This window comes from Streptacidiphilus jeojiense (genome assembly GCF_000719095.1).
GTDB lineage: Bacteria > Actinomycetota > Actinomycetes > Streptomycetales > Streptomycetaceae > Streptacidiphilus > Streptacidiphilus jeojiensis.
Map to the genome: position 1 here is coordinate 135,278 of NZ_JOEH01000021.1, position 24,939 is coordinate 160,216.

Annotated in this window: 28 protein-coding genes; 18 read left to right on the forward strand and 10 right to left on the reverse strand. The window is 73.2% G+C overall.

The features are described from left to right. Nucleotides 1-24: 24 nt before the first annotated feature. From IF29_RS0126785 to IF29_RS0126800, 4 genes are all read left to right on the forward strand, one after another. Nucleotides 25-885, forward strand: coding sequence for an SAM-dependent methyltransferase (locus IF29_RS0126785; RefSeq protein ID WP_030259976.1), 861 nt, complete (start codon nt 25-27; stop codon nt 883-885). Then, nucleotides 882-1,361, forward strand: a complete 480-nt coding sequence (locus tag IF29_RS0126790; RefSeq protein WP_030259979.1) for a GNAT family N-acetyltransferase — start codon at nt 882-884, stop codon at nt 1,359-1,361. Before IF29_RS0126785 ends, IF29_RS0126790 begins: the two co-directional genes overlap by 4 nt. A gap of 97 nt (nt 1,362-1,458) precedes the next feature. Beyond that, complete coding sequence (locus tag IF29_RS0126795) at nt 1,459-1,896, forward strand: DUF6325 family protein (protein WP_037596746.1); 438 nt, start codon at nt 1,459-1,461, stop codon at nt 1,894-1,896. Continuing rightward, entirely contained in the window at nt 1,893-2,207 is a 315-nt protein-coding gene (locus IF29_RS0126800) for an SHOCT domain-containing protein (protein ID WP_030259984.1), read from the forward strand. Before IF29_RS0126795 ends, IF29_RS0126800 begins: the two co-directional genes overlap by 4 nt. Nucleotides 2,208-2,216: 9 nt before the next feature. Here the strand turns inward: IF29_RS0126800 and IF29_RS0126805 are convergent, their stop codons facing one another. Continuing rightward, the gene (locus tag IF29_RS0126805) at nt 2,217-2,639 is read right to left on the reverse strand and encodes a DUF3052 family protein (protein WP_037596750.1); all 423 of its coding nucleotides are present in this window, start codon (nt 2,637-2,639) and stop codon (nt 2,217-2,219) included. Between the two features lie 119 nt (nt 2,640-2,758). Between IF29_RS0126805 and IF29_RS0126810 the strand changes: the two genes are divergently transcribed. The 3 genes from IF29_RS0126810 (at nt 2,759) to IF29_RS0126820 (ending at nt 5,317) form a co-directional block, all read left to right on the forward strand. After that, the gene (locus IF29_RS0126810; RefSeq protein WP_030259989.1) at nt 2,759-3,853 is read left to right on the forward strand and encodes an enoyl-CoA hydratase/isomerase family protein; all 1,095 of its coding nucleotides are present in this window, start codon (nt 2,759-2,761) and stop codon (nt 3,851-3,853) included. A gap of 124 nt (nt 3,854-3,977) precedes the next feature. Continuing rightward, entirely contained in the window at nt 3,978-4,562 is a 585-nt protein-coding gene (locus tag IF29_RS0126815) for a DoxX family protein (protein ID WP_037596753.1), read from the forward strand. Continuing rightward, nucleotides 4,559-5,317, forward strand: a complete 759-nt coding sequence (locus tag IF29_RS0126820) for a tyrosine-protein phosphatase (protein WP_051726044.1) — start codon at nt 4,559-4,561, stop codon at nt 5,315-5,317. Before IF29_RS0126815 ends, IF29_RS0126820 begins: the two co-directional genes overlap by 4 nt. Before the next feature lie 84 nt (nt 5,318-5,401). On the opposite strand, the gene IF29_RS0126825 is transcribed toward IF29_RS0126820, so the two are convergent. Continuing rightward, complete coding sequence (locus IF29_RS0126825) at nt 5,402-6,247, reverse strand: SAM-dependent methyltransferase (protein WP_030259996.1); 846 nt, start codon at nt 6,245-6,247, stop codon at nt 5,402-5,404. Nucleotides 6,248-6,669: 422 nt separating this feature from the next. On the opposite strand from IF29_RS0126825, the gene IF29_RS0126830 reads away from it, so the two are divergent. From IF29_RS0126830 to IF29_RS0126840, 3 genes are all read left to right on the forward strand, one after another. Then, entirely contained in the window at nt 6,670-8,118 is a 1,449-nt protein-coding gene (locus IF29_RS0126830; protein WP_157623943.1) for an arabinofuranosidase catalytic domain-containing protein, read from the forward strand. Nucleotides 8,119-8,288: 170 nt separating this feature from the next. Beyond that, entirely contained in the window at nt 8,289-8,531 is a 243-nt protein-coding gene (locus IF29_RS0126835) for a hypothetical protein (RefSeq protein ID WP_030260000.1), read from the forward strand. 5 nt (nt 8,532-8,536) lie between these two features. Next, entirely contained in the window at nt 8,537-9,382 is an 846-nt protein-coding gene (locus IF29_RS0126840; RefSeq protein WP_157623944.1) for a DedA family protein, read from the forward strand. A 4-nt stretch (nt 9,383-9,386) separates the two neighbouring features. Here the strand turns inward: IF29_RS0126840 and IF29_RS0126845 are convergent, their stop codons facing one another. Continuing rightward, nucleotides 9,387-10,403, reverse strand: coding sequence for a LacI family DNA-binding transcriptional regulator (locus IF29_RS0126845; protein WP_030260004.1), 1,017 nt, complete (start codon nt 10,401-10,403; stop codon nt 9,387-9,389). 145 nt (nt 10,404-10,548) lie between these two features. Between IF29_RS0126845 and IF29_RS0126850 the strand changes: the two genes are divergently transcribed. Genes IF29_RS0126850 through IF29_RS0126870 form a run of 5 tightly spaced genes read left to right on the forward strand, consistent with a single transcriptional unit; the run spans nt 10,549 to nt 15,237 of the window. Continuing rightward, a complete protein-coding gene (locus IF29_RS0126850) occupies nt 10,549-11,859 on the forward strand; it encodes an amino acid ABC transporter substrate-binding protein (RefSeq protein WP_051726046.1) in 1,311 nt (436 codons plus the stop codon). Between the two features lie 7 nt (nt 11,860-11,866). Then, nucleotides 11,867-12,745, forward strand: a complete 879-nt coding sequence (locus IF29_RS0126855) for a branched-chain amino acid ABC transporter permease (RefSeq protein WP_030260010.1) — start codon at nt 11,867-11,869, stop codon at nt 12,743-12,745. Continuing rightward, a complete protein-coding gene (locus IF29_RS0126860; protein WP_157623945.1) occupies nt 12,742-13,728 on the forward strand; it encodes a branched-chain amino acid ABC transporter permease in 987 nt (328 codons plus the stop codon). Before IF29_RS0126855 ends, IF29_RS0126860 begins: the two co-directional genes overlap by 4 nt. Further along, nucleotides 13,725-14,459, forward strand: a complete 735-nt coding sequence (locus IF29_RS0126865; RefSeq protein WP_030260016.1) for an ABC transporter ATP-binding protein — start codon at nt 13,725-13,727, stop codon at nt 14,457-14,459. Before IF29_RS0126860 ends, IF29_RS0126865 begins: the two co-directional genes overlap by 4 nt. A gap of 4 nt (nt 14,460-14,463) precedes the next feature. Further along, entirely contained in the window at nt 14,464-15,237 is a 774-nt protein-coding gene (locus IF29_RS0126870) for an ABC transporter ATP-binding protein (protein WP_198037561.1), read from the forward strand. Between the two features lie 41 nt (nt 15,238-15,278). On the opposite strand, the gene IF29_RS0126875 is transcribed toward IF29_RS0126870, so the two are convergent. Beyond that, on the reverse strand, nt 15,279-15,617 hold the full coding sequence (locus tag IF29_RS0126875; protein WP_232242461.1) for a DUF6343 family protein: 339 nt from the start codon (nt 15,615-15,617) through the stop codon (nt 15,279-15,281). A gap of 29 nt (nt 15,618-15,646) precedes the next feature. Further along, nucleotides 15,647-17,089 (reverse strand): MFS transporter, encoded by a 1,443-nt coding sequence (locus tag IF29_RS0126880; RefSeq protein WP_037596756.1) that lies wholly within the window; start codon nt 17,087-17,089, stop codon nt 15,647-15,649. 202 nt (nt 17,090-17,291) lie between these two features. Between IF29_RS0126880 and IF29_RS0126885 the strand changes: the two genes are divergently transcribed. Beyond that, a complete protein-coding gene (locus IF29_RS0126885) occupies nt 17,292-18,665 on the forward strand; it encodes a dipeptidase (RefSeq protein WP_037596758.1) in 1,374 nt (457 codons plus the stop codon). Here IF29_RS0126885 and IF29_RS47930 read toward each other — a convergent pair. From IF29_RS47930 to IF29_RS0126905, 4 genes are all read right to left on the reverse strand, one after another. Then, nucleotides 18,642-19,244: a phosphonate degradation HD-domain oxygenase gene (locus IF29_RS47930; protein ID WP_051726048.1), complete on the reverse strand. Its 603-nt coding sequence runs from the start codon at nt 19,242-19,244 to the stop codon at nt 18,642-18,644. The two genes, IF29_RS0126885 and IF29_RS47930, sit on opposite strands and share 24 nt — an antisense overlap. After that, nucleotides 19,241-20,374, reverse strand: a complete 1,134-nt coding sequence (gene tmpA / locus IF29_RS46985) for a 2-trimethylaminoethylphosphonate dioxygenase (protein ID WP_051726049.1) — start codon at nt 20,372-20,374, stop codon at nt 19,241-19,243. The genes IF29_RS47930 and tmpA overlap by 4 nt, the downstream gene beginning before the upstream one ends. A 114-nt stretch (nt 20,375-20,488) precedes the next feature. After that, entirely contained in the window at nt 20,489-20,869 is a 381-nt protein-coding gene (locus IF29_RS0126900; RefSeq protein ID WP_030260033.1) for a VOC family protein, read from the reverse strand. Between the two features lie 91 nt (nt 20,870-20,960). Next, nucleotides 20,961-21,944 carry an aldo/keto reductase gene (locus IF29_RS0126905; RefSeq protein WP_030260036.1) on the reverse strand — a complete coding sequence of 328 codons (984 nt, stop codon included), beginning with the start codon at nt 21,942-21,944 and terminating at the stop codon, nt 20,961-20,963. 98 nt (nt 21,945-22,042) lie between these two features. Between IF29_RS0126905 and IF29_RS0126910 the strand changes: the two genes are divergently transcribed. Continuing rightward, on the forward strand, nt 22,043-22,621 hold the full coding sequence (locus tag IF29_RS0126910) for a TetR/AcrR family transcriptional regulator (RefSeq protein WP_051726050.1): 579 nt from the start codon (nt 22,043-22,045) through the stop codon (nt 22,619-22,621). Between the two features lie 41 nt (nt 22,622-22,662). On the opposite strand, the gene IF29_RS0126915 is transcribed toward IF29_RS0126910, so the two are convergent. Beyond that, on the reverse strand, nt 22,663-23,352 hold the full coding sequence (locus tag IF29_RS0126915; RefSeq protein WP_051726051.1) for a GntR family transcriptional regulator: 690 nt from the start codon (nt 23,350-23,352) through the stop codon (nt 22,663-22,665). 76 nt (nt 23,353-23,428) lie between these two features. Here IF29_RS0126915 and IF29_RS0126920 point away from each other — a divergent pair, with 76 nt between their 5' ends. After that, nucleotides 23,429-24,907 carry an MmgE/PrpD family protein gene (locus tag IF29_RS0126920; protein ID WP_030260042.1) on the forward strand — a complete coding sequence of 493 codons (1,479 nt, stop codon included), beginning with the start codon at nt 23,429-23,431 and terminating at the stop codon, nt 24,905-24,907. The last annotated feature ends 32 nt before the right edge of the window (nt 24,908-24,939 follow it).

Consider the following 24,939-nt stretch of genomic DNA (forward strand, 5'->3'; position numbering starts at 1 on the left):
CAGAACCAGGCTCCGGGAGCGAAGATGGCGGATTCGACGGAGTGGATGAAGACGGACCTGGGCGAGGCCCCGCCCAGGATCGACCTGCGCACGGACGTTGCGCACACGGCCCGGATGTACGACTACTTCATCGGCGGCAAGGACAACTTCCCGGCCGACCGTGAGGCCGGCGACAAGGTCATCCAGAACGCGCCGTTCGTCACCCACGCCGCCCGCGCCAACCGCCGCTTCCTGCGCCGCGCCGTGCACCAGTTGGCGGCCGAGCACGGGATACGCCAGTTCCTGGACATCGGCACCGGCATACCCACCTCGCCCAACACCCATGAGATCGCCCAGGCGGTGGACCCGGCGGCACGGGTGGTCTACGTCGACAACGACCCGATGGTGCTCGCCCACGCCCGTGCCCTGCTCACCAGCGCCAAGGCGGGCCGCACCGCCTACATCGACGCCGACCTGCGGGACCCGGCCGCGATACTGTCCTCGCCGCAGCTGCTCGACACCCTGGACCTGGACCAGCCGGTGGCGCTGATGCTGATCGCGATCATGCACTTCATCCCCGACGACCAGAACCCCTACGGCCTGGTCGACGAACTGCTGCAGGCCCTCCCGGCCGGGAGCTTCCTGGCGTTGTCCCAGGTCACCCATGACTTCGCCCCCGACGAATGGGGTCAGGTCGAGGCCACCTACGCGGCGGCCGGGATCCGTACGAAGATCCGCAACCACGCCGAGGTCGCCAAGTTCTTCGACGGCCTGGAGGTGCCTGCCCCCGGGGTCGACCTGATCTCCCGCTGGTGGCCGGAGCCGGCCGACAGCCCGTTCGCCGCACTCACCGACGCCGAGATCTCCTCCTACGGCGCCGTCGGACGCAAGCCGGGACCGGCGTGACGGCGGTACCGCCCTCGGTACGACTGCGTCCGGCCCGGCAGGAGGAGGCAGAGGCGCTGAGCCGGCTGGCACTGCGCTCCAAGGGCCACTGGGGCTACGACCAGGCCTTTCTGGACGCCTGCGCCGACGAACTCCGGATGGAACCGGACACGTTGGCGGCCCGCAGGGCCACCGTTGCGGAGGAGGACGGGACGCTGCTGGGCTTCACCACCCTGGAGGGCGAGGCCCCGCAGGGTGAGCTGGGCATGCTCTTCGTCGAGCCGGCGGCGATCGGCCGGGGCGTGGGCGGGCTGCTCTTCCGGCACGTCCTGGACCGGGGCCGCGAGCTCGGCTTCGACCTGCTGACCATCGCCGCCGACCCGCATGCCGAGCAGTTCTACCTGGCGATGGGCGCGGTGCGGGTCGGCGAGGTGCCCTCGGGCTCGATCCCGGGACGCGTCCTGCCGCTGATGGAGGTTCGGCCGGGCCGGGGCTGACGCCCGGTCGGCGCTCGCCGAGTGGCCGGGGGATGGCGGCGGGCGGAGGATCGAGGTGACCGAGCGTCGATTCCGTCTGTCCGGAGAGGTGTCCGCCATGGCTGTCGGACCTGTCGAGTACCTGGTGGTGGCGTTCCCGGGATCCCGGTTCCGGGGCGACCTGCTGCCGGAGCTGAAGAGACTGGTCGACGGAGGTGTCATCCACATCCTCGACCTGACCTTCGTCAAACGTGACGACGACGGTGTGGTCAGCTTCCTGGAGCTGGACTCGCTGGACGCGGAGGAGGCGGCGATGTTCGCCGACATCGACGGCGAGGTCGGCGGCCTGCTGAGCGAGGAGGACCTGGCGGTGATGGCCGAGGAGATCCCGGCGGGATCCTCGGCGGCGCTGCTGGTGTGGGAGAACACCTGGGCCGCCCCGATGACCGCGGCGGTCCGGGCGGCGGGCGGGGTGGTGGTGGCCCACGAGCGGGTGCCCGAGGCCCTGGTGGAGCTGGATCTGCAGGCGATCGCCCGGGAAGGGGCGCTGTCATGATCGGTCGACGCGTCGGCCGGGGCGGTCGCCCCGGACTCATCGGTGTCGCGGCCCGCACCGCGGTCGTGGCCGGGACGGCCTCCGCGGTGAGCGGGCGGGTGGCGGCCCGCCAGCAGCAGTCGGCGGCCCAGCAGGCAGCGGCGCAGCAGGCACCCGCACCTGTCGCCGCGCCGGAGCCCGCCCCCGCGGCAGTCCCCGCCCTCGACGAGCAGGCCCTCTCCAACCTGGAGCGGCTCGGCACCCTGCACGCGCAGGGGTTGCTCTCCGACGCCGAATTCAGCACGGCCAAGCAGCGCATCCTGGCCCCCTGACAGCGGGCGTCAGGTCGCGCGCGGCCGCAGTTCCCGGCGGATGACCAGGCGGAGGCCGGTCCAGGTCGAGTCGATGGCGCACACCTTGTTGTCGACCAGGCCGGTCGGCAGCGCGATCTCCCGTACCAGGTCGTCGGTGACCTCCGTGGGCACGCCCGAGCTGCGCTTGGGCCAGGCGATCCACAGCCCGCCGGCCGGGGCCATCAGCGGACGCACCGACTCGACGGCGTCGGCCACCTCGGCGCGCAGGGTGGTGAAGGCGAGGACGACGTCGAAGGGCTCGGTCCCGTCCAGTGCGGTGGACACGCTGACCCCGCCCGGCAGCGGGTCGAGCAGCGGTGCCAGACCGGCGGGGGCGGCGAGCAGGGCGACCCTGGCCTCGGGCTTGATGCCGAGCTTGCGGGGCAGCGGGGAGGGAGCGGTTTCGGCCACCCGCCAACCATCATCCGGCGGACCCTTCCGTGCAAGCCCGCAGTTGCCGTGATCACCCCGCCGTGATCACCGCGGTCTCGCCAACGACCGGGGCGGGGTGCTAAGCCAGGGTCATGCCGATGCCCACGACGATCTCCCTCGACGAGTTGGCCGCCGGTGCGGCCCACACCCCGCTGCTGGCGGAGGGCGGCGCGGCGCTGGACCCGCTGCTGCTCGTCGACCTCGACGCCGGGGGGCCCGACGGCGGCACGGCGGTGCTGCGCCGGGCCGTCGAGCGGGCGGGGGAGTGCGACCGGCTGCTGGTCGGCATCACCGCGCGAGAGCCGGCGTCGCTGCCCGACACCCTGGTCGAGGCGCTGGACCTGACCCTGGCCCGGACCGGTGCCGGTGCCGGTGCCGGCGTTGGAGTTGGCGACGGCGGCGACCGTCGGGTGGTCGCCGTCGACGATCCCGCAGCCGAGGCGCGCACCCTGCACGCCAACGTCCTCGCCCACCCGCAGGCCGCGCTGGTGCTGGGCCGGCTGCTCAGGGTCGGTCCCCGGCTGACCGTGGGTGAGGCCCTGGACGCCGAGTCGCTGGCCTACTCCACCCTGCTCGGCGGCCAGGAGTTCGCCGACTGGCTGGCCGCCCGCGGTGACCGCCCCGCCCCGCCCCCGGCGGCAGCCGAGACGGTACTGGTCCGGCGCAAGGGCGACACCCTCCACCTCACCCTGAACCGGCCCGAGCGCCGCAACGCCCACGGCCGGGAACTGCGCGACGCCCTGGTCGAGGCGCTGCGGATCGCCGAGGCCGACGACAGCGTGACCGCCGTGGTCCTGGACGGCAACGGTCCCTGCTTCTGTTCCGGCGGCGACCTGGCGGAGTTCGGGACGGCCCCGGACCTGGCCACGGCGCACCTGGTGCGCACCCGCGGCGGCGCGGCCGCCCCGCTGCACCGGCTGCGTGAGCGGATCACCGTGCTGGTGCACGGCAGTTGCGTCGGTGCCGGCATCGAACTGCCCGCCTTCGCCGGCCGGGTCGTCGCCGATCCCGACGCCTGGTTCCTGCTGCCGGAACTGGGCATGGGCCTGATCCCCGGAGCCGGCGGGACGGTGAGCATCCCGCGCCGCATCGGCCGTTGGCGCACCCTGCACCTGGTGCTGTCCGGCGCACCGATCGGGGCGGAGCGGGCGCTGGACTGGGGGCTGGTCGACCGGATCGAACGGATCGGCTGAGGCGCGGATCACCATCGCGCACGGTGGCGGACCGGGCCGAGAAGCGCAAACCTGTCTTCCAGCACCCGCTTCCGACCGTTCCACTCCACTGACGTAGTGTCACCGGACGCCAAAGGAAAGACACATGAGCGAACCCCAGCACCACCCCAGGGACACCGCCGCGCTGGCGCTGCGCGCCACGCTCGGGCCGATGCTCTTCGTGCACGGCTGGAACAAGGTCTCCGGGCCCGGCGGTCTGCAGGGCACCACGGGGTGGTTCGAGTCGCTGGGGCTCAAGCCCGCCGCGGTGCACGCGCGGATGGCGGCCGGGACCGAGATGGCGGCCGGGGTCGCGCTCACGGTGGGTCTGGCCAACCCGCTGCCGGCGGCGGCGGTGGTCGGGCTGATGGCGGTGGCGGCCCGGACCGATCACCGGGGCAAGGGCTTCTTCGTCTTCAAGGGCGGTTGGGAGTACACCGGGGTGGTCGCCGGGGCCGCGGTCGCGCTGGCCGCGCTGGGGCACGGGCGCTACTCGGTCGACCGCCTGCTGCGGCGTCGCAGCGAGGGACCGGTGCCGGCGCTGCTGGCCGCCGGCCTGGGTAGTGCGGCGGCCGCCGCACTGCTGGCGCTGTCCTACCGGCCCGACGAGCCGGCCGTCGAGGACGCAAAGCCGGTGGAGGACGCCGAGCCGGTGGAGGACGCCAAGCCGGTGGAAGCGGACGGGGAGTGACGGGCCGTTCCGCCGACGCGGCCCGCTGGGTGGAGCTGGCCGAGGTCGACAACGTCCGGGACCTCGGCGGCCTGCCGGTGCGCGGCGGCGGCGCCACCCGCAGGGGCGTGCTGTTCCGGGCCAGCACCGTGCAGGAGGCGACGCCCGCCGATGTCGAGGTGCTGCTGGACGGGCTCGGCCTGCGCACACTCGTTGATCTGCGGGGTCCGCGCGAGTCGGCCCGGGAGGGCCACGGGCTGCTGGAACGGACCGGGCTGAGCCGGGTCAACCTGCCGGTCCGGCAGGAGCGGGGGGTGGCCGCCGACGCGGTGCCGGACGTCAGCGGCAGCCGGCTGGCCGACTTCTACCTGGCCATGTTGGCCGGCAGCGGTCCGTCGGTGCTGGCCGCCGCACGGATCGTCGCCGACCGGGAGCGGCACGCGGTGATGTTCCACTGCGCCGTGGGCAAGGACCGCACCGGACTGCTGGCGGCGGTGCTGCTGGACGCGGTGGGGGTGCCTGCGGACGCGATCGCCGAGGACTACGCGCTGAGCGCGTCCCGTACCGCGCGGATCGGTGAGCGGTTGGCGCGACTGCCCTCGTACGGGCGGCTGCCGGCTGTGGAGCACGGACTGATGTCCGCGGACCCGGCGGTGATGCACCGGTTCCTGGAGGCCCTGCGGACCGGCTCGGGGGGCGGCGCGGGCTGGCTGCTCCGCCAGGGGCTGACCGAGGCGGAACTGCAGGACCTGCGGGCGGCGCTGGTCGAACCGTAGCGGGCGTCGTCGTGGCGTCGGACAGCAGCGGGCCGGGCCGGGGCAGCCCGGCCCGCTGCCCCGCCCGCCAGGCCCCGCCGCCGCTCAGCCGCGCTTGACGGCCACTCCGCCGTACATGGCGATGTCCTGGTCGCGGATCCGCGGGGCGTCCTGCTCCGGGCGCCACTGGTGGACCAGAGTGACCCCGGGGTCGAGCAGGTCGTAGCCGTCGAAGAAGGCGAGGGACTCCTTGCGGTCCCGGATCTGCAGCGGGATCCCGCGCGCGTTGTACTCGCGGCCGACGCCGCCGACGCCCACCGGGTCGGTGTCGCCGGTGAAGACGGTGAGGGCCAGGAAGCTGCCCGGCGCCAGTTCGTCCATGATCCGGCGGACGATGCCCTGCGGGTCGTCCTCGTCCAGGATGAAGTGCACGATGGCGATCAGGGACAGCGCCACCGGCTGCTTCAGGTCCAGCACCTCGCGCAGCCGCGGGGAGCCGATGATCGAGTCGACGTCGCGCAGGTCGGCGTCGATGTAGCAGGTGCTGCCCTCGGCGGTGCTGGACATCAGGGCCCGCGCGTGGGTCAGCACGATCGGGTCGTTGTCGACGTAGGCGACCCGGGCCTCGGGGGCGATGCCCTGGGCGATCTCGTGCACATTGGGCGAGGTGGGGATGCCGGTGCCGATGTCCAGGAACTGGCGGACGCCGTGCTCCTCGGCGAGGTGGTGGACCACCCGCTGCATGAAGGTGCGGGTGGTGCGCATCGAGATCGGCAGGGCCGGCCAGGCCCGCACCGACGCCTCGGCGGCCACCCGGTCCGCCTCGAAGTTGGTCTTCCCACCGATCAGGTAGTCGTAGACCCGAGCCGAATGCGGGATGTCCATGCGCAGGTCGACCCCGGGCGAGCGGTCGTCCTGCGGCTCCTGGGCCATCGGGTCGGTGCCTGACATCATTCGCCTCTTCCGTCTGCCTGCTGAGAGAACCGACACCAACTCCGGTGGTGGCACGTCGTGGTGTGCATGGTAACGGTCGAATCTGAGCGTTGGTGGGTGCTTTCCCGGTGATGAGTCGTCATGTACGGATAATTTTCAACCCGTTGACCTGTTGGAGATCAAGGCGTAAAAAATGTGAGTAGCCGTCAGCCGCCCGGCATGCTCATGCCGGGGCCAGTATCCGGGCGTCGCGTTTGTTAGCGCTAACACGCGTCACTTTCCTGGCAATAGCGCAGTTCCCGCACCTTCCACCGGGGTGCGGCGGTAGCGCACGTCATCCGATCAGTCAGCACACTTCCCCATGTCCCGACGGTCCATGACGGCATGTTAGCGCTAACACACTGGCATCAGCTCCTCACGCTCTGGATGAGAGGTTCGCAGTGATTCTCCGGCACCTGAGAAAGGCACTCCTGGCCGCGGGCACCGTCGTGGCGCTCCTAGCCGCCGTCCTGGCCGGCACGGCGGGGACAGCGCAGGCCGCCACCTCCCTGCCCTGTGACATCTACGCCGCCGCGGGCACGCCCTGCGTGGCCGCGCACAGCAGCGTGCGAGCGCTCTTCGCCGCCTACAGCGGCTCGCTCTACCAGGTCAAGAGGGCCTCCGACAGCACCACCACCGACATCGGCACCCTGACCGCCGGCGGCTACGCCAACGCCGCCGCCCAGGACACCTTCTGCGCCGGCACCGTCTGCACCATCACCGAGATCTACGACCAGACCTCTGAACACAACAACCTCACCATCGCGGGCCCGGGCGGCAACGGCGGCCAGGACGTCGGCGCGATCGCCAACGCGCTCCCGCTGACCGTCGGCGGCCACTCGGTCTACGGCGTCTATGTGACGCCCGGGGTCGGCTACCGCAACAACAGCACCACCGGCGTGCCCACCGGCAGCACCGCCCAGGGCGCCTACATGGTCACCAGCGGAACCCACGTCAACAGCGGCTGCTGCTTCGACTACGGCAACGCCGAGACCTCCGGGGACGACACCGGCAACGGCCACATGGACGCCATCAACTTCGGCACCGAGTGCTGGTTCTCGCCCTGCACCGGCTCCGGACCCTGGGTCCAGGCCGACCTGGAGAACGGCCTGTTCGCCGGCGGCAACGGCTCCAACACCGCCAACCTGGGCAACTCCAGCACCTTCGTCACCGCGCTGCTGAAGAACAACGGCACCAGCACCTACGCCCTCAAGGGCGGCAACGCCCAGTCCGGATCCCTCACCACCTGGTACAACGGCTCGCTGCCCACCACCGGCGGGTACATCCCGATGAGCCAGGAGGGCGCGATCATCCTGGGCACCGGCGGCGACAACAGCAACTCCTCGGCCGGCTCCTTCTTCGAGGGCGTGATGACCACCGGCTACCCGACCGACGCGGCCGACAACGCCGTCCAGGCCAACATCGTCTCGGTCGGCTACACCGCCGCGGCGTCCAGCACCGGCGCGCTGCACGCGGTCGGTGCGGGCAAGTGCCTGGACGTGCCGAACTCCAGCACCACCGCCGGGGTCCAACTGCAGATCTACGCCTGCAGCGGCGGGACCAACCAGACCTGGACGCACAGCTCCGCCAACCAGCTGACCGTCTACAGCGGCAGCTCGACGCTGTGCCTGGACGCGACCGGCGCCAAGACCACGGCCGGCACCAAGGTGGAGACCTGGACCTGCAACGGCGGGACCAACCAGCAGTGGACGATCAACTCCAACGGCACCGTCACCGGGGTCCAGTCCGGCCTGTGCCTGGACGTGACCGGGGCGAGCACGGCCAACGGCGCCCTGGCGGAGCTGTGGACCTGCAACGGCGGCAGCAACCAGCAGTGGACGCTCAGCTAGCGGCCGACGGCCCTGCCGAGCGCGGCCGTACTGCGGCCGAAAATCGCCCACCTGATCCAAGATTTCGGGAATAGGTGGAGGAAGTCCTCCGGTTGACCCTGCTGACGAGGCTGTCCTCCGTCCGTGCGCTCGCACGGGCGGGGGCGCCGGGCCGGCCAGGAGGCGATTCGATGAGCACGATGACGCACGGCACCCACCGTCCGCGCCCGCTGCCGTCGGGCGCCTGGATCCGGGCGGCGGCGGGGGCGGTCGCCCTGGTGGGCGACGCGCTGGCGACCGTACTGATAACCAACCACCGGCTGCCGGTCGCCGTCGCCAGCGTCTCCCTGGCGCTGCTGGCCTGGTTCGCCTCGCAGCGGCTCACCGTCCGGCAGTCCCGGCCCCGGAGGCCCAGCGCCTCGACCCGGGGGTGAGCGCGGTGAACCCCAACGAGATCGTCGAGGCAGCCGGATTCTGGTCCTACGCCGTCGTCTTCCTGCTGACCGCCGCGGAGACCAGCGCCTTCTTCGGCGTCTTCATGCCCGGTGAGTCGCTGATCCTGGTCGCCGGCGCGCTGGCCGCCCGGGGCGACCTGGACCCGGTGGTGCTGGCCGCGGTGGTGGTGGTCGCCGCCGTCATCGGCGACAGCACCGGGTACGCCCTGGGCCGCTGGTTCGAACGGCGCCCCGGCGCCGAGCGCACCCGGCGGCGGACCGCGCGGGCCCGCGGCTTCCTGCAGCGCCGCGGCGGCCCGGCCGTGTTCGCCGGACGCTTCGTCGGCTTCGTCCGCTCCTTCGTGCCCTTCGCCGCGGGCGGCTCCGGGCTGCCCTACCGCCGCTTCCTCCCCTACAGCGCGGTGGCCGCCGTGCTCTGGGGCGTCGGCACGGTCGCGGCCGGCTACTACCTGGGCCCCTCGGTCGAGCAGCTGGTGCGCACGGTCGGCGTGGTCGGCGCGGCCGTCTTCGTCGCCGTTCTGCTGGCCATGGTCGTCGTCGTACCGGCGGTGCGCCGTCGTAGTACGGCCGGCGGCGTCGCGGTGGCGGCCGGTGCGGAGGACCTGACGGAGGAGCCGGCGGTGCTGCCGGACGGGCCGGACCGGGTTCTGGTCGCGGCCGGGCCGGCGGCGCGTCCCCCGAGCGCCAGGGCGTCGCTGTGCGCCCAGGCCCGGCGGCCGCATCCGCGCCGGGCGACCGGAGTGCGGCTGCCGCTGCACCGCCGGAACAGGGCGGTTCTTGCGGCGGTCCCGCAGCGGGGGGAGCGGAGCAGGGCGGGCTCGGACCGCTGACCGGTCAGAGCGGGGGCGGCGGGGCCGCGGTGGAGTCGCGGACGACCAGTTGGGTCGGCAGCACCACGGTCCGGGCGATGGTCTGCGGACCGGTCAGCAGTTCCACCAGCAACTGGGCCGCCTGCACGCCCATCTCGTGGTGCGGGACGCGCACGGTGGTGAGCGGCGGCTGGAAGCGGTCGGCGAAGGGCATGTCGTTGAAGCCCACCACGGACAGGTCGCGGGGGCAGCGGCGGCCCCGCGCGGCGAGTTCGGCCAGCGCCCCCAGGGCGATCAGATCGTTTCCGGCCAGCACCGCCGTCGTCCCCGGGCACTGGTCCAGCAGCCGGCGGGTCGCCGCGCGGCCGGCCTGCTCGGTGTAGCCGGCGCACTCCACCACCGCGCCACCGGCCGGGCCCGCCTGCTGCAGGAAGGCGCGCAGCCGGACCGCGCCGGTGGAGACCGACTGCGGTCCGGCCAGATGCGCGATCCGGGTGTGGCCGAGCAAGCGCAGATGGGCTACGGCCTGGGCGACGCCGTCGGCGTCGTCGCCGACGACCGCGGGGGTGCCCGGGAGCTCCACGGTGCGGTTGACGGTCACCAGGGCGGTGCCGCGTTCGGCCGCCTCGGCGAGCAGCGGGTGCTGCCGGCGGGCGGTGGCGACGATGAAGCCGTCCACCCGGCGGCTGGCCAGCTCGGCGAACTGGGCCCGCTCGCGCGCCTCGTCGTTGTCCGTGTTCACCAGCAGCGCCGTGTAGCCGTGGGCGTCCAGGCGGTCCTGGATGCCGCGCACGATCGGCGGGAACAGCGGGTTGGTCAGGTCCGGGACCAGCACCCCGACGGCGGTGGACCGGCTGGTGCGCAGTCCGCGGGCCAGGGTGTTGGGCACGTAGCCGAGGCGGCGGGCGGCGACGGTGATCCGGTGCGCGGTCTCGGACTTGACCTGGTTCCGGGTCTCCGGGTTCAGCGCGCGGGAGGCGGTCGCCTTGTGCACGCCGGCGGCGCGTGCCACGTCGTCGAGGGTGGGGCGTCGACCGGCCATGGCGTCACCGTAGGGGCGGCCGGGAACCGCCGCAATCCTTTGCACTGCTGATGCCCCAACATTGTTGACACTCCATCAGCTCGGCAGCAGACTCCACTGCAATCGTTCGCAGTGTTCTGGCCGCGTTCAGGAAGGACGGCGGACCATGAGCAATCGCAGCAGGGGCAGGGACACAGGCAGAGGCACGGGCAGAGGCACAGCCGGGGGCACGGCCAGGGGCGCCGGACGGACCCGGGTCCGGGCCGCCGCTGCGGCGCTGGCGGCGGCCGGGCTGGCGCTGGCGGGCTGCAGCAGTTCGGCGGCCAAACCCTCCGCCTCGTCCGGCGCCCGACCGGCGCTGACCATCGGCATCTCACTGTCGCTCACCGGCGACTTCTCCGACTCCGGCAAGTCGGCGCAGCGCGGCTACCAGCTCTGGGCCAGTACCGTGAACGCGGCCGGCGGGGTGCTGGGACGCAAGGTGGTGCTGGACATCGTCGACGACACCTCCAGCCCCACCCAGGTGGTGACGAACTATCAGAACCTGATCACCAAGAACCACGTGGACCTGGTCTTCGGCCCCTTCTCCAGCCTGCTGACCGTCCCGGCCTCGCAGGTTGCCAAGCGCTACGGCTACGCGTTCCTGGAACCCGCCGGCGGCGGCCCGGCGGTGTTCAGCCAGCACCTGCACAACCTGTTCTTCGTGCAGCCGGCCCCGGTGGTCCAGCAGGGCGACGTCTTCGCCGACTACATCCTGTCGCTGCCGGCATCCCAGCGTCCGACCACCGCCGCCTACCCGGCGCTGGACGACCCCTTCGCCTCGCCGATCGCCGCCGAGGTGCGCACCCGGCTCCAGGCCGCCGGGATCCGCACCGTCTACCAGCAGATCTACCCCGCCGAGGCGACCGACCTGTCCTCGGTGGTCACCGCGATGGCCGCGAAGAAGCCGGACCTGGTGGTCGCCGGGACCCAGTCCGCCGACGCCTACGCCCTGGTCAAGGCCATGGTGCAGCTCAAGTGGGCGCCGAAGCTGCTCTACCTGTCCAACGGCGCCAACGACCCGCTGAACTTCCCCGGCAACGTCGGCGCCGGCAACGTCAACGGGATCTTCTCCTCCGGCGACTGGTTCCCCACCGCCACCACCAGCGGGAACAGCGCCTTCGTCGCCGCCTACACGGCGGCCTACGGGGGCGCGGCGACCAGCATCGACAGCACCTCGGCCGAGGCGTACTCCTGCGGCCAACTGGTCCAGGAGGTCGCCGCCAAGACCGGCAAGGTGGACAACGCCACGCTGATCAGCACCCTGCACTCGGGCAGCTGGCCCACCCTGGAGGGCGACCTCAGCTGGAACTCCGACGGCGCGGCCAACGCCTCCTACGTGCTGGTCCAGTGGATCGGCGGGAAGCTGCTGCCGGTCTTCCCGGCCGACCGGGCGCAGTCGGCTCCGGTCCTGGGCAAGCTGCCCTGGAGCGGGTGATCGCGGCGTGCACGAGACCATCCAGGCGATCATCCTCGGACTGCTCACCGGCGGCGTCTACGCGCTGATGGCGAGCGGCCAGACGCTGATCTTCGGCGTGCTGAAGGTGGTGAACCTGGCTCAGGGGGCGCTGGTGATCCTGGCGGCCTATCTCAGCTCCAGCCTCTTCGTCTCCTTCGGCATCGACCCGTTCCTGACCGTGCCGATCGTCGCCCCGGCGCTGTTCCTGCTCGGAGCGGCGGTGCAGTGGTGCCTGCTGCGACCGCTGCACCGCTCGGACGCCTCGCAGCTGTCGCTGCTGGTGACCTTCGCGGTGGCACTGGGGATCGAGGGCGTGCTCACCCTGGTCTACAAGTCCGACTACCGCACCATCCAGCCGAGCTACGCCAACCGTTCCTGGACCGTGGCCGGGTACCGGATCGGCGAGGTGCGGCTGGCCGCCTGCCTGCTGTCGCTGGCTGTGCTGGGCGCGCTGGCGCTGCTGCTGGGCCGCACCCGGTTCGGCCGCGCGGTGCGCGCCACCGTGCAGAACCCGACCGCGGCCAGGCTGCTGGGGGTGGAGGGCGACCGGGTGGCCGCGCTGGGCTACGGCCTGGGCGCGGCCACCGCGGCTGCCGCCGGTGCGGTCTACGGGATGGTGTACTCCTTCAACCCCAACAGCCACTACGACCTGATCTCCCGGCTGCTGTCCATCGTGGTCCTGGGCGGGCTCGGCAGCCTGGGCGGCACCGTCGTCGCGGCGCTCGCGATGGGGGTGGTCTCGGCGCTGGTGGGCGCGCTGATCTCACCGGTGTGGTCGGACTTCAGCTTCTTCGTGGTGCTGCTCGCGGTGCTGCTGGTGCGCCCGCAGGGGCTGTTCGGAGCCCGGCTGCGGGGGGCGCTGTGAGGACGGCCGCGCCGGTGGCCGGCTTCGTCGCCCTGCTCGCCGCCTTCCCGTTCCTGGTCACCGCGCCCTGGCTGATGACCATCGCCCTGTTCACGCTGATGTACGCGGTGCTGGCCAGCGCCTGGAACCTGGTCGGCGGCTACGCCGGCTACCCGTCGCTGGGCCACGCCGCCTTCTTCGGGCTCGGCGCCTACGCCGAGGCGATCTGGTTCCAGCACCACGGCATCGGCTCGGGGCTGGCCCCCTTCGCGGTACTGCCGCTGGTGGGCCTGGCGGTCGCCGCGGCCGGACTGCCGGTGGCCTGGATCGCCATGCGCACCCGCTCGGACGTCTTCGCCATCGTCACCATCACCCTGCTGTTCGTCGCCCAGACGCTGGCCTACAACCTGCGCGGGATCACCCACGGCGCGCAGGGAATGGCCATGCCGGTACCGGACTTCGCCCCCGCCACCTTCGAACGGCCCTTCTACTACGCGATGCTGGCGCTGCTGGTGTTCGCGCTGCTGCTGTCCTGGGCGGTGCTGCGCAGCCGGCTGGGCCTGGCGCTACTGGCGGTCCGCGCCGACGAGGACAAGGCCCGCGGGGTGGGCGTGCCGGTCGGCACCGCCAAACTCGGCGCCTTCGCACTGTCGGTGGGGATCACCGGCATGGCCGGGGGAGTGTGGGCCTACTACCTCTCCTTCATCTACCCGCAGTTCGCGGTGGACCCGCTGGTGACCATCGCCATGGTGCTGATGGTCTTCCTCGGCGGCCGCGGCACGCTCTGGGGGCCGGTGCTGGGGGCCTTCGTGATCGCCCCGGCCCAGCAGTACCTCGCCTACCAGTACGGCGCCAGCCAGCTCTACCTGCTCGGCTACGCCGCGCTGTTCGTCCTGGTGATGCTGGTGCTGCCGCGCGGCGTCCTGCCGACGCTGGCGGACCGGTGGCGGCGCCGGCGGCTGCGGGCGGACGTCGGTCCGGAGGTCGCGGTGGAGCAGCCGTGACCGCGCCGCTGCTGGAGGTCCGCGGGCTGGGCAAGCGCTTCGGCGGGGTCGCCGCCGTCGACGGCTGCTCGTTCGGCGTGCAGCGGGGCACCGTCACCGGGTTGATCGGCCCCAACGGGTCGGGCAAGACCACCCTGTTCAACCTGGTCACCGGCTACCTCCGGGCCGATGCCGGGCAGATCCTGCTGGACGGACGCCGGATCGCCCGGCCCGATCCGGCCCGACTCTACCGCCGCGGCCTGTGCCGCACCTTCCAGCAGCCCCGGGTCTTCCCCGACCTCACCGTGCTGGAGAACCTGCTGATCGCCTCCGGCCACCGCTGGCCCGCGCTGGCCGGTCCCCGGGCCCGGGCCGGGGACCGGGCCGCGGGTGAGGCACTGCTGGCCGAGTTCGGCCTGGCGGCACTGGCCGCGGACCCGGCCGAGGAGCTCTCCTACGGCCAGCGCAAGCTGCTGGAGTTCGCCGCGCTGCTGATGAGCGCGCCCGCCCTGGTGCTGCTCGACGAACCCACCGCCGGGGTCAACCCGACCATGGTCCGCACCATGGAGCGGCACATCCGGGCCCGGCACGCCACCGGCACCACCTTCCTGGTGGTCGAGCACGACATGGGCCTGGTGATGCGGCTCTGCGACCCGGTGGTGGTGATGGACGGCGGGCGGGTCATCGCCCAGGGACCGCCCGGCTCGGTGCAGACCGACCCGCGGGTCCTCGACGCCTACCTGGGGGGCTGACGCCGTGCCGGTACTGCTGGAACTGCGCGGGGTGACCGCCGGCTACGGTGCCGGGGAGGTGCTGCACGGCGTCGACCTGACGCTCGATCAGGGCGAGGTGCTCTGTCTGATCGGCCCCAACGGGGCGGGCAAGTCCACCGTGCTCAGGGTCGTCAGCGGGCTGCTGCGGACCGGCCGCGGCCGGGTGCTGCTGCGCGGCGAACCGCTCGACCGGCTCTCGCCGCGCGAGCGGCTGCTGCGCGGCATCGTCCAGGTGCCGCAGGAGCGCAGCCTGTTCCCGGCGATGACGGTCTGGGACAACCTGCTGATGGGCGGCTACCTGCTGGACGGCACCCGCAGCGGCCGCCGCGAGGTCCGCCGGCGCGCCGACGCCCTGGCCGAGCGCTTCCCGCTGCTGGCCGAGCGGCGCCGGGCCAGTGCCGGGTCGCTGTCCGGGGGCGAGCAGAAACAGGTGGAACTGGCCCGCGCGCTGCTGCTGGAACCCGCCCTAATGCTGCTGGACGAACCCTCCATCGGGCTGGAGCCCCGGGCCCGCAGGGCCGTCTTCGACACCGTCGGCGCGCTGGCGGCGGACGGCCGCACCATCCTGCTGGTGGAGCAGAACGCCCGCTCCGGGCTGGCCGCCGCGGACCGGGGCGCCGTCCTGGAGAGCGGCCGGGTGCGGCTGACCGGCAGCGGCGCCGAGCTGCTGGCCGACCCCCGGGTGGCCCGGCTCTACCTGGGCGCGGGCGGGGAGCCGCAGGCACAGCAGCCGGACCCGCACAGCCGGGAGCGGTGAGCAGCCGTCGAACGTGGCCGCTGTCTGCCCGCCGGGCGGGCTCAGCGGCCCCAGCGGCGCTGCTCCTGGACCCGGCGGCGGACCACCGCCAGGTCCACCAGGGCGACCAGCACGAAGGCGGCGCAGACCGCCGCGTAGACCGCGAAGAAGGTCCGCCCCGGGCTGCTGCCCGGCCGGGCGCCGGCGGCCAGCAGGCAGAAGAGGACCGTTCCAGCCAGGAACAGGGCGCCGAAGACCCGGGCCAGCAGCCGGCGGGCCGGGAGGTCGCTGCGGGCCGTCAGCGGCTCGGAACCGTCGTTGGCGAAGCGCCGCCATTCCCCCCGGGACAGATGGACGCCGCGGTCGAAACGACCGCGGAAGTGGCCGGTGACATGTCGCATGGGAACCTCCCGGGCCTCTCACCGGTCCCCTACCCAGGCCCCTCGGCCGGGACACCGCCGGCCCGGGCGGCGAACAGCGCGGCCAGCACGCACGGCAGGAGCAGCAGCACGAAGGCGGCGGCGTAGCCGGCCGGGTCGGGCAGCCGGGTCCGCAGCACCGTGTTGAACAGCGCCGAGGCGGCGCCCAGGACGGCGATCTGGCCCAGGTTCTGCGAGGTCTGCATCGCACTTCCGGCGTAGCCGCGGCGGTCCGGCGGGCTGTGGGCGATCGAGAGCAGCGTGAGCGAGGGGGCGAGCAGGCCCATCCCCAGCGCCGCGACCACCATCGCCGACGCCGCGGTGAGCGCGGGCACCGCCGGCAGCGTCCCGACCGCCGCCAGCGCCGCGGCCAGGGCCAGCAGCAGCGCCCCGGCCGCCACCAGCCGGTGCCGGGGCACGTGCTCCAGCAGCCGGCCCTGGGCCCAGGAGGACGCGGCCCAGGCCAGGGCGGCGGCGGTGAAGGCCAGACCGGTCACCGCCGCGGGCACATGACGGAGGGTGACCAGCAGCAGCGGGACGAAGGCCTCCAGGGTGAAGTACACCCCCGAGCCCAGCCCGCGCAGCAGCACCGAGGCCGGCAGTCCGCGGGCGGCCCGCCAGGTGCCCGGTGGCAGCAGCCGCGGCGCGAAGGCCACCAGCAGGCCGAGGCCGCCGCCCGCGCACAGCAGATGGAGCAGGTCCCAGCCGGAGACGGCGTACTGGGCCAGCGCCGCGCCGGCGCTCACCGCGGCGGCGACCGCCAGCGCGGGGCGCGGCGGCCGTACGCCGATGGAGCCGATGGCGTTGGAGGAGGGCGGGGCGGTCCGCCCGGCGCGGCGGCGCAGCAGCACCACCACGGCCAGCGCCGGCAGCAGGTTCAGCGCGGCCAGGCCGAAGAACACCGCACGCCAGGACCACCAGGTGGCCACCAGCCCGGCCAGCGGCGGACCGGCCAGCGAGGGGATGATCCAGCAGGTGCTCATCAGCGCCAGGGCCCGGGCCCGCAGCCGGTCCGGGTAGGCCTGGGCGATGGCGGTGTTGACGGCCACCGCGACCACTCCGGCCGACAGCCCGTCCAGGAACCGACCGGCCGCCAGCTGCCAGATCGAGGTGCTGGTGGCCGAGACCAGCAGGGTGGCCACGGCCAGCGCCACACCCGCGGCCAGCGGCCGGTCCGCCCCGGCCCGGTCCGACCAGTCGCCGCCCAGCACCCCGCCGAACAGGCTCGCGGCCACGAAGCAGCCGGCCACCAGCGGATAGAGCGACACCCCGTGCAGGTCCTGGGCGGCCACCGGCAGCGTCGGCACCACCGCCAGCGCGGCGAAGCCGGTCAGGAACATCACCGCGGCCAGGCTCGCGGTGACGGCCGCGTGCGGCCGGGAGAAGAGCCCCTCGGCGGTCGCCCCGGCCCGGGATGGCAGCCGCTCGGAGAGCGCCTTCTGATCATCGGTCACGACCGTTCAGGCTATGTCCGGGCCAGGACCGCCCGCCATCCGTTTTTCCCGTCCCCGACCGGCCCCCGGGGCGGTTCGGGGTGGTGTGTAGCCTCTTCGACGGCCCACGAGTGGCCGTCCCGGCCGCTCTCGCCCAGGCTGGGACGCGTCATGCAGCACGAAGCACACCGGAACGACGACCCCAGGACCGGGAAGACGATCGATGATGAGTGACGACCTCGCCGAGCGCATCGCCGCGCTCATGCCGCGCGCCCAGGCGGACCTCGCCGAACTGGTCGCCATCCCCTCGGTGGCCGATCCGCGCCAGTACCCGCCCGAGGAGTGCCGCCGCGCCGCCCAGTGGGTGGCCGACGCCTTCACCGAGGCCGGACTGCACGATGTGCACCTGGCGCTGACCCCCGACGGCAGCCACGCCGTGCTGGGCCACCGCCCGGCCCCGCCCGGCGCCCCGACCGTGCTGCTGTACTGCCACTACGACGTCCAGCCCCCGCTCGACGAGGACGCCTGGACCTCGCCGCCGTTCCGGCTGACTGAACGCGACGGCCGCTGGTACGGGCGCGGCGCGGCGGACTGCAAGGGCAACATCGTCATGCACCTCACCGCTCTGCGCGCCCTGGGCGAGGACCTGCCGGTCGGCGTCAAGCTGGTCGCCGAGGGCTCGGAGGAGCAGGGCACCGGCGGCCTGGAGCAGTACGTCCCCGGCCACATCGACGAACTGCTCGCGGACGTCCTGCTGATCGCCGACACCGGCAACGCCGCCGTCGGCGTGCCCACCGCCACCACCTCGCTGCGCGGCGTCGCCAACCTGGTGGTCACGGTCAGCACGCTGCGCGGCGACGTGCACTCCGGGATGTTCGGCGGCGCCGCCCCGGACGCCCTGGCGGCGCTGATCCGGATCCTGGACTCGCTGCGCGGACCGCAGGGCGGAACCGTCATCAAGGGCCTGGACTGCACCGGGAGCTGGAGCGGAGAGGGCTACGACGAGGAGCAGTTCCGGGCCGACGCGGGCGTGCTGGACGGCGTCTCGCTGATCGGCGGCGGCACGGTCGCCGACCGGCTGTGGGCGCGGCCGGCGGTCACCGTCCTCGGCATCGACTGCCCGCCGGTGGTCGGCTCGGCCGCGGCGGTCCCGGCCACCGCCCGGGCCCGGGTGAGCCTGCGGGTGCCGCCCGGCACCGACCCGGAGGCGGCGCTGCAGGCGCTGACGGCGCATCTGCGCACCGCCGCTCCCTGGGGCGCCCGGGTGGAGGTGGAGCGCGAGTCCACCGGTTCCCCGTTCAGCGCCACCACCAGCGGCCCGGCGTACGCGGCGCTGGACCGGGCCGCCCGCGAGGTCTACGGCAAGCCGCTGGCCTACGTCGGGCAGGGCGGCTCCATCCCGCTCTGCAACGTCCTGGCCCGGACCTACCCGGAGGCCGAGATCGTGCTGATGGGCGTGGAGGAGCCGCTCTGCGCGATCCACGCGCCGGACGAGAGCGTGGACCCCACCGAGATCCAGCGGATGGCCCAGGTGGAGGCGGAGTTCCTGCGCGGCTACGCCGAGGTCTGGCGCTCAGGGCGCCGCGGGGGTTCCTGACGGCTGCTCGGACGGCGCCGCGGTGAGCAACCGGGCCAGCAGCGGGCGGAAGTGGTCGAATCCGGGGGTGGGGGCCTCCGGGTCCTTGGCGGCGTCGTCCCAGCGGCGCAGCCGCACCGCGTCCGCGCCGTAGCGGTGTGCGGCGAAGGCGGCGGCCTCGGCCGGCGTCATCGGACCGCCCTGCACCGCGAGGGTGTGCACCGAGGCGGGCGAGAGCGTGGCGGCGTAGTCGGGTTCCACCGCGCACAGGTAGCGCTTGGCGGCGACGTGCAGCCGCACCGGCTCGGTGACGTCCGGGCCGAACCAGCGGGCCAGCCGGTCGGCGCCGGTGTGGCTGTGCCGGTTGTCGGTCCCCGCCATCAGGTCGTGGCCGGTGGCCTCCCCGTGGAAGTGGCCGAGGTCGTGCAGCAGGGAGGCGGCCACCAGCGCCGGCTCCGCACCCGCGGCCTCGGCCAGCGCGCCGGTCTGCAGCATGTGCTGGGCCTGGGTCACGTCCTCGCCGAAGTACTCGGCGCTGCCCTGGCCCTCGAACAGCTCCGACAGTTCGGACAGGACGTCGGGGATCTGAGCGGGGGTCATGCTGCGGCTCCTCGGCGAGGGTCGGTCCCGGCACCGCCGGGTCGGTCGTGGTGCAGGACGGCGATGGTGCTGAACAGGCCGTCCAGATCCGCGTAGCAGCCCTGGAGGTGGCGTCCGCCGCTGCTCGCGAAGGCGGTCCTGGCGTGCAGCAGCCGGGTGTTGTCAAAGATCAGGCAGTCGCCCGGGGTGAGCCGGAAGTCGAGCCGCAGTCCCGGCCGCAGCAGGATCTCGGCGAAGGAGCGGTAGGCGGCGTAGAAGGCCTCGATCCCTGCGGCGGGCAGCCGCAGGGTGCCGGTGGAGCGGTTGTTGAAGCGGATCTCGCGGATCCGGCCGTGCGCGTCGGTGCCGACGGTTGGGCGGTGGGCGCTGAGCCGGGTGGTGGCGTCGGCGAAGCTGAACGGCACCGGGGTGCGGGTCAGCACGTCGAAGGCGGCCGGGTCCTCCGCACGCAGCAGCGCGGCGGCGGTGAAGCCGTCCACCAGACCGGAGTCGCCGCCTTCGGCGCTGTTCACCAGGCAGTGCAGCAGTTGCAGCGTGGGGACCGGGTCGCGGTAGGGGTTGTCGGTGTGCGGGCCGATCCGCTCGGAGGTGAAGGCGAGGTTGTTCGGGGTTTCCTCGACCCGGACCTCGAAGATCCGCCCGTAGTTGGTCTCCCGCACGAAGCCGAAGGTCCGGGCGACCTCGGTGACCTGGCCTTCGCGCACGGGGACGCCGCGCAGGACCGCGAAGCCCAGCCGGGCGACGGCCTCCAGGGTGCGCAGCCGGGTGTCCGGGTCCCGCAGGTAGTCGGACCAGTCCGCGGCCGGGACCGCGCCGGCCAGGTCCGCGGCGGTCCACAGGGTCTTGGCGTCCTCGGTTCGATCGTCGCCGGCGTCCGCCGCCGCGAGGCCGGGGTCCTGGGTGCCGGCGATCCAGGCCTCGGTGTAGGCGGAGACATGGCCGTCGGGTTCCCAGACCACCTCCCAGCCCGGCGCGCCGTCCACGGTGGTGCGCGACTGCGTCGAGACGGCGAGATCCCGGGGCAGATCCGTGATCTGGAACAGCTTCTGACCGTTGCGCGGATCGCGGCAGCGGGCGCAGCGGCAGTTGTCGCGCAGCCACGCGGACGGCAGCGAAGCGGGGTCGGACATCCGTCGGCCTTCCGAGGTCGGGGAAAGTTGTACAGACAACTTCGCCGCTCGGGATGAAGCGGTGGCCAACGGCCGGGTGGTCCCGGATGAACGCACCATGCGAGTCGTGGCCGCTCAGCGGGGGAGCTGCTGCAGGGTCCAGCCGTTGCCGTCCGGGTCGGTGAACGCCGCGTAGGACACGGTCGGCTTGCCCGGCGCGCTCATGTCCACGACCTCGGCGACCTCGACCCCGCGCCCGACCAGCTCGGCCCGCGCGTCGTGGATGTCGTCCACGACGAGGTGCAGTCCTTGGACCGAGCCCGGGGGAGTGCCGACGACGCCCACGCCGATGGCCACCGAGCAGGACGACCCGGGCGGTGTCAGCTGGACCACGCGGAACGCCTCGTTCGGGCTGAAGTCCAGGTCGACCTTGAAGCCCAGCAGGTCGGCGTAGAACGCCTTGGCGCGGTCGACGTCGGCGACCGGGAGCGGGATGAGTTCGAGGCGGTAGTCCATGGCGGTGGTTCCCTTCGCGTCACGGGGTGTGTCGGTCAGTCTTCACCCCTGAGTCGGAACCGGCCGCCTGGATTCGACACCGTCGGCGCTGTCAGCCGTTGAGCGTGCCCATGAACTCGGGTGCGTAGCGGTCGCCGGTGACCACGCCGTGCGGGGCCACCGCTTCGATCGCGGCGATGTCGTCGGCGGTCAGCGTCACCCCGGTGGCGGCGACGTTCTCCTCCAGGTAGCGGCGGCGCTTGGTGCCGGGGATGGCGACGGCGCCCTGGTGCTGGACCCAGGCGAGGGCCAGCTGGGAGGGGGTGACGTCCTTGTCGGACGCGATGCGGCGGACCTCGCGGACCACGTCCAGGTTGCGGTCGAAGTTCTCGCCCTGGAACCGGGGGTCGGTCCGGCGCCAGTCGTCCGCGGCGAAGTCGTCGGGGCTGGTGATCGCGCCGGACAGGAAGCCGCGGCCCAGCGGGGAGTAGGCGACCAGGCCGATCCCGAGCTCGCGCAGGGTGTCGCGCACCCCGTCCTGTTCGATACCGCGCTCGAAGAGCGAGTACTCGGTCTGGACGGCGGTGACCGGGTGGACCGCGTGGGCCCGGCGGATGGTCTGCGCGGAGGCCTCGGACAGGCCGATGTGGCCGATCTTGCCTTCGGCGACCAGCTCGGCCAGGGCGCCGACGGTCTCCTCGATCGGCACCTTGGGGTCGATGCGGTGCAGGTAGTACAGGTCGACGTGGTCGGTGCCCAGGTGCCGCAGCGAGCGGTCCAGGGCATGGCGGACGTACTCCGGCCGGCCGTTGAGGTCCAGCACCCGGCCGTCGTCGGTGATCTCGACGCCGGTCTTGGTGGCGACCACGGCGGCGTCCCGGCGTCCGGCCAGCGCCTTGCCGAGCAGCTGCTCGTTGACGAAGGGGCCGTAGCTCTCGGCGGTGTCCAGCAGGGTGACGCCGAGCTCCAGCGCCCGGTCGACGGTGGCCAGCGACTCGGTCTCGTCGGTGGCGCCGTAGAAGACGCTCATGCCCATCAGGCCGAGGCCCTGGGCCCCGACGGTCAGGCCCTGGCTGCCCAGTGCGAGCTGTTCCATTGCGGTTCTCCTTCTCTAACTAACTGGATAGATACATACCCTAGGTCTGCGGATCGGTTATGTCAATAACTAGATAGTTAATTGGTAGGATGGTCGGTATGCCACGGGATTCCAGCGCCACCAAGGCCAGGCTGCTCGACGCCGCCTTCGACGAGTTCGCCGCCTACGGCATCGCCGGCGCCCGGGTGGACCGGATCGCCGAGGCCGCGGGTGCGAACAAGCGGCTGATCTACGTCTACTTCGGCAACAAGGAGCAGCTGTTCGACGAGGTCCTGCGGCGGGCGCTGGCGGAGGGCGCCGAGTCGGTGCCGTTCGACGTCGACGACCTGCCCGGCTACGCGGGTGCGATCTTCGACCACCTGGTCGCCAGGCCGGACCTGATGCGCCTGCGGCTGTGGAAGCTGCTGGAGCGCCCCTCCGCCACCGGGCTCGAGCACGACGCCTTCCGGGGCAAGGCCGCCGCCGTGGCCGCCGCGCAGCAGCGGGGCGACGTCGCCCCCGGGATGGAGCCCGACGATCTGCTGACCCTGGTCCTGGCCGCGGCCCAGGCCTGGTTCTGGGCCGCCGAGGGCGTCGACCCCCAGGAGGTCGGCAAGGCGTGGCCGACCGAGCGGCTGGCTCTGCACCGCGCGGCGGTCGTCGAGGCCGCCCGCCGGATGACCGAGCCGAGGGCCTGACCGGCACGAGGCACGGCCGAGGCGGGTCGCGGTAGGTCGGGTCAGGTCTCGGCGGTCGTCGTGAGCAGGCGGTGGAAGTCCTCGCGTCCCTCGGCCCGGTGCTCCGCCAGCAGCCGTAGCGCCTCCTGCGTCCTGCCGGACTCGAAGGCGTCCAGGACGGCCTCGTGCTCGCGCAGGATCGCGTGCGCGCGGGCGGCGTCGCCCTTCAGGGCGGTGCGCCGGTAGGCCAGGGCGCGGTGGGGTTCCAGTGCGTCCCACAGCTGCCGCACGAAGCGCAGCAGCCATTCGTTGTCGCAGCGCTCCAGCAGCGCGAAGTGGAAGGCGCGGTTGCTGACGATGGCCGCGTAGCCGTCGCCGGCCAGGGTGGCCGCCAGTTGTGCGTCCACGGCGGCGCGCATCGCCGCGAGGTCCTCGGGGCGCAGCCGGGTGGAGGCCACCGCCTCGGCCTCGGTCTCCAGCAGCTCGCGCAGCCGGAAGATCCCGTCCACGCTCTCCGGGCGCAGCTCGGTGACCGTGTAGCCGCGCTGCGGCAGGTAACTGACGATCCCTTCGCCGGCCAGCGTCTTCAGCGCCTCGCGGACCGGGATGACGCTCAGCCCCAGTTCCTCGGCGGCCGCGCTCTGGCGGATCTGCGCACCGGGCGGCAGGTCGCCGCGCACGATCGCGTTGCGCAGCTCGACCACGGCCACGGCCTCGGCGGTGCGGGGGAAGGAGGTTCGCTTCAGTGCCACGGGCCCATGCTAGCGTGGCGCCGCACAAAACTAGATGTTATAAATTCTAATATCGACGATGAAGTGAGGCGAGACCATGCTGACCACCGACGCAGCGGGACCCCCCGACTCGGACGGCCCCACCGACCCGGACGGCCCCACCGGCCGACTCGCCCAGTGGCTGGCGGCGTCGACCCTGGACCGGATCCCGGTCCAGGTGCGCGAGCGCGCCGCCCACCTGGTCCTGGACGGTCTGGGCTGCGCGCTGATCGGCGCCCAACTGCCGTGGTCCCGCACCGCGGTGGAGGCGGTACTGGCACTGGAGGGGGAGGGCGACACCCCGCTGATCGGCTGGGGCCGCGGCACCGGCGCCGCGGCGGCGGCGGTACTCAACGGGACCTTCATCCAGGGCTTCGAACTCGACGACTACTACCCGAGGGCTCCGCTGCACTGCGCCTCCCTGGTGCTGCCGGCGCTGCTGTCCACCGCCTCCCGACGCGGCACCGGCACCGGCACCGGCACCGGAGCCGTCACCGGCGCGGACTTCCTGCACGCCGTGATCGCCGGCATCGAGACCGGCACCCGGGTCGGCCTGGCCCTCAACGGCCCGGAGATGCTGCTGCGCGGCTGGCACTCGGGGCCGGTCTTCGGCACCCACGCCGCCGCGGCGGCCTGCGGGGTGCTCCGCGGCCTGGACGGGGCGGCCTTCGAGGACGCGCTGGGCCTGGCGGCCACCCAGTCGGCCGGGCTGATGGCGGCCCAGTACGAGGCGATGTCCAAGCGCATGCACCACGGCTTCGCCGCCCGCAACGGCTTCTACGCCGCCGGGCTGGCCGAGGGCGGCTACACCGGCATCAAGCGGGTGTTCGAGCGCTCCTACGGCGGTTTCCTGTCCACCTTCGGCGAGGGCCACCACCCCGATGCCGCCCGGATCAGCGGCGACCTGGGGAAGGTCTGGAACACCGAGGCGGTCACCGTCAAGATCCATGCGGCGATGGGCGGACTGCACCCGGCGATCGACGCCGTGCTCGCCCTGGTCCGCGAGCACGGGATCACCGCGCGGGACGTCGACGCGGTCCGGATCCAGGTCCCCGGCACGGTGTACCACCACGGCTGGTGGCAGCCCGAGCGCCCGCTGACCACCATCGGCGCGCAGATGAACATCGCCTACGCCACCTCGGTGGCCCTGCTGGACGGGCAGGTCGGCCCGGCCCAGTTCACCGCCGCCCGGATCGACGCCGACGACGTGTGGTCGCTGATCGGGCGCACCGGGGTCGAGCAGGTCGACGAGCAGCAGGACCCCTCCTGGGACCAGCCCGGCTACAACACCCGGGTCACCCTGGCCCTGCGCAGTGGCGGGACCCTGACCCGGGCCCTGAACCAGCCGCACGGCGGCCCGGACGACCCGCTGACCAACGCCGAGATCCGCGCCAAGTACCGGACCCTGACCGCCCACGCGGTCGACCCGGAACGCGCCGCCGAGATCGAGCGGCTGGTGCTCGGCCTGGAGCAGCAGCCCGACCTGCGGCCGCTGATCGACCTGCTCGCCGCCCCCGCCCGCGGCGCGCTGGGCTGACCGCGCGTCGCCCCCCACCCGTCCCTGCTGAG

What these genes read in the sequence shown, in the direction of transcription:
- IF29_RS0126795 (WP_037596746.1), top strand. Translation starts at nt 1,459, where the DNA reads ATGGCTGTCGGACCTGTCGAGTACCTGGTGGTGGCGTTCCCGGGATCC.
- IF29_RS0126825 (WP_030259996.1), bottom strand. Translation starts at nt 6,247, where the DNA reads ATGTCAGGCACCGACCCGATGGCCCAGGAGCCGCAGGACGACCGCTCG.
- IF29_RS0126815 (WP_037596753.1), top strand. Translation starts at nt 3,978, where the DNA reads ATGAGCGAACCCCAGCACCACCCCAGGGACACCGCCGCGCTGGCGCTG.
- IF29_RS0126900 (WP_030260033.1), bottom strand. Translation starts at nt 20,869, where the DNA reads ATGGACTACCGCCTCGAACTCATCCCGCTCCCGGTCGCCGACGTCGAC.
- IF29_RS47930 (WP_051726048.1), bottom strand. Translation starts at nt 19,244, where the DNA reads ATGACCCCCGCTCAGATCCCCGACGTCCTGTCCGAACTGTCGGAGCTG.
- IF29_RS0126835 (WP_030260000.1), top strand. Translation starts at nt 8,289, where the DNA reads ATGAGCACGATGACGCACGGCACCCACCGTCCGCGCCCGCTGCCGTCG.
- IF29_RS0126875 (WP_232242461.1), bottom strand. Translation starts at nt 15,617, where the DNA reads ATGCGACATGTCACCGGCCACTTCCGCGGTCGTTTCGACCGCGGCGTC.
- IF29_RS0126885 (WP_037596758.1), top strand. Translation starts at nt 17,292, where the DNA reads ATGATGAGTGACGACCTCGCCGAGCGCATCGCCGCGCTCATGCCGCGC.
- IF29_RS0126920 (WP_030260042.1), top strand. Translation starts at nt 23,429, where the DNA reads ATGCTGACCACCGACGCAGCGGGACCCCCCGACTCGGACGGCCCCACC.
- IF29_RS0126800 (WP_030259984.1), top strand. Translation starts at nt 1,893, where the DNA reads ATGATCGGTCGACGCGTCGGCCGGGGCGGTCGCCCCGGACTCATCGGT.
- IF29_RS0126910 (WP_051726050.1), top strand. Translation starts at nt 22,043, where the DNA reads ATGCCACGGGATTCCAGCGCCACCAAGGCCAGGCTGCTCGACGCCGCC.
- IF29_RS0126850 (WP_051726046.1), top strand. Translation starts at nt 10,549, where the DNA reads ATGAGCAATCGCAGCAGGGGCAGGGACACAGGCAGAGGCACGGGCAGA.
- IF29_RS0126785 (WP_030259976.1), top strand. Translation starts at nt 25, where the DNA reads ATGGCGGATTCGACGGAGTGGATGAAGACGGACCTGGGCGAGGCCCCG.
- IF29_RS0126845 (WP_030260004.1), bottom strand. Translation starts at nt 10,403, where the DNA reads ATGGCCGGTCGACGCCCCACCCTCGACGACGTGGCACGCGCCGCCGGC.
- tmpA (WP_051726049.1), bottom strand. Translation starts at nt 20,374, where the DNA reads ATGTCCGACCCCGCTTCGCTGCCGTCCGCGTGGCTGCGCGACAACTGC.
- IF29_RS0126905 (WP_030260036.1), bottom strand. Translation starts at nt 21,944, where the DNA reads ATGGAACAGCTCGCACTGGGCAGCCAGGGCCTGACCGTCGGGGCCCAG.
- IF29_RS0126810 (WP_030259989.1), top strand. Translation starts at nt 2,759, where the DNA reads ATGCCCACGACGATCTCCCTCGACGAGTTGGCCGCCGGTGCGGCCCAC.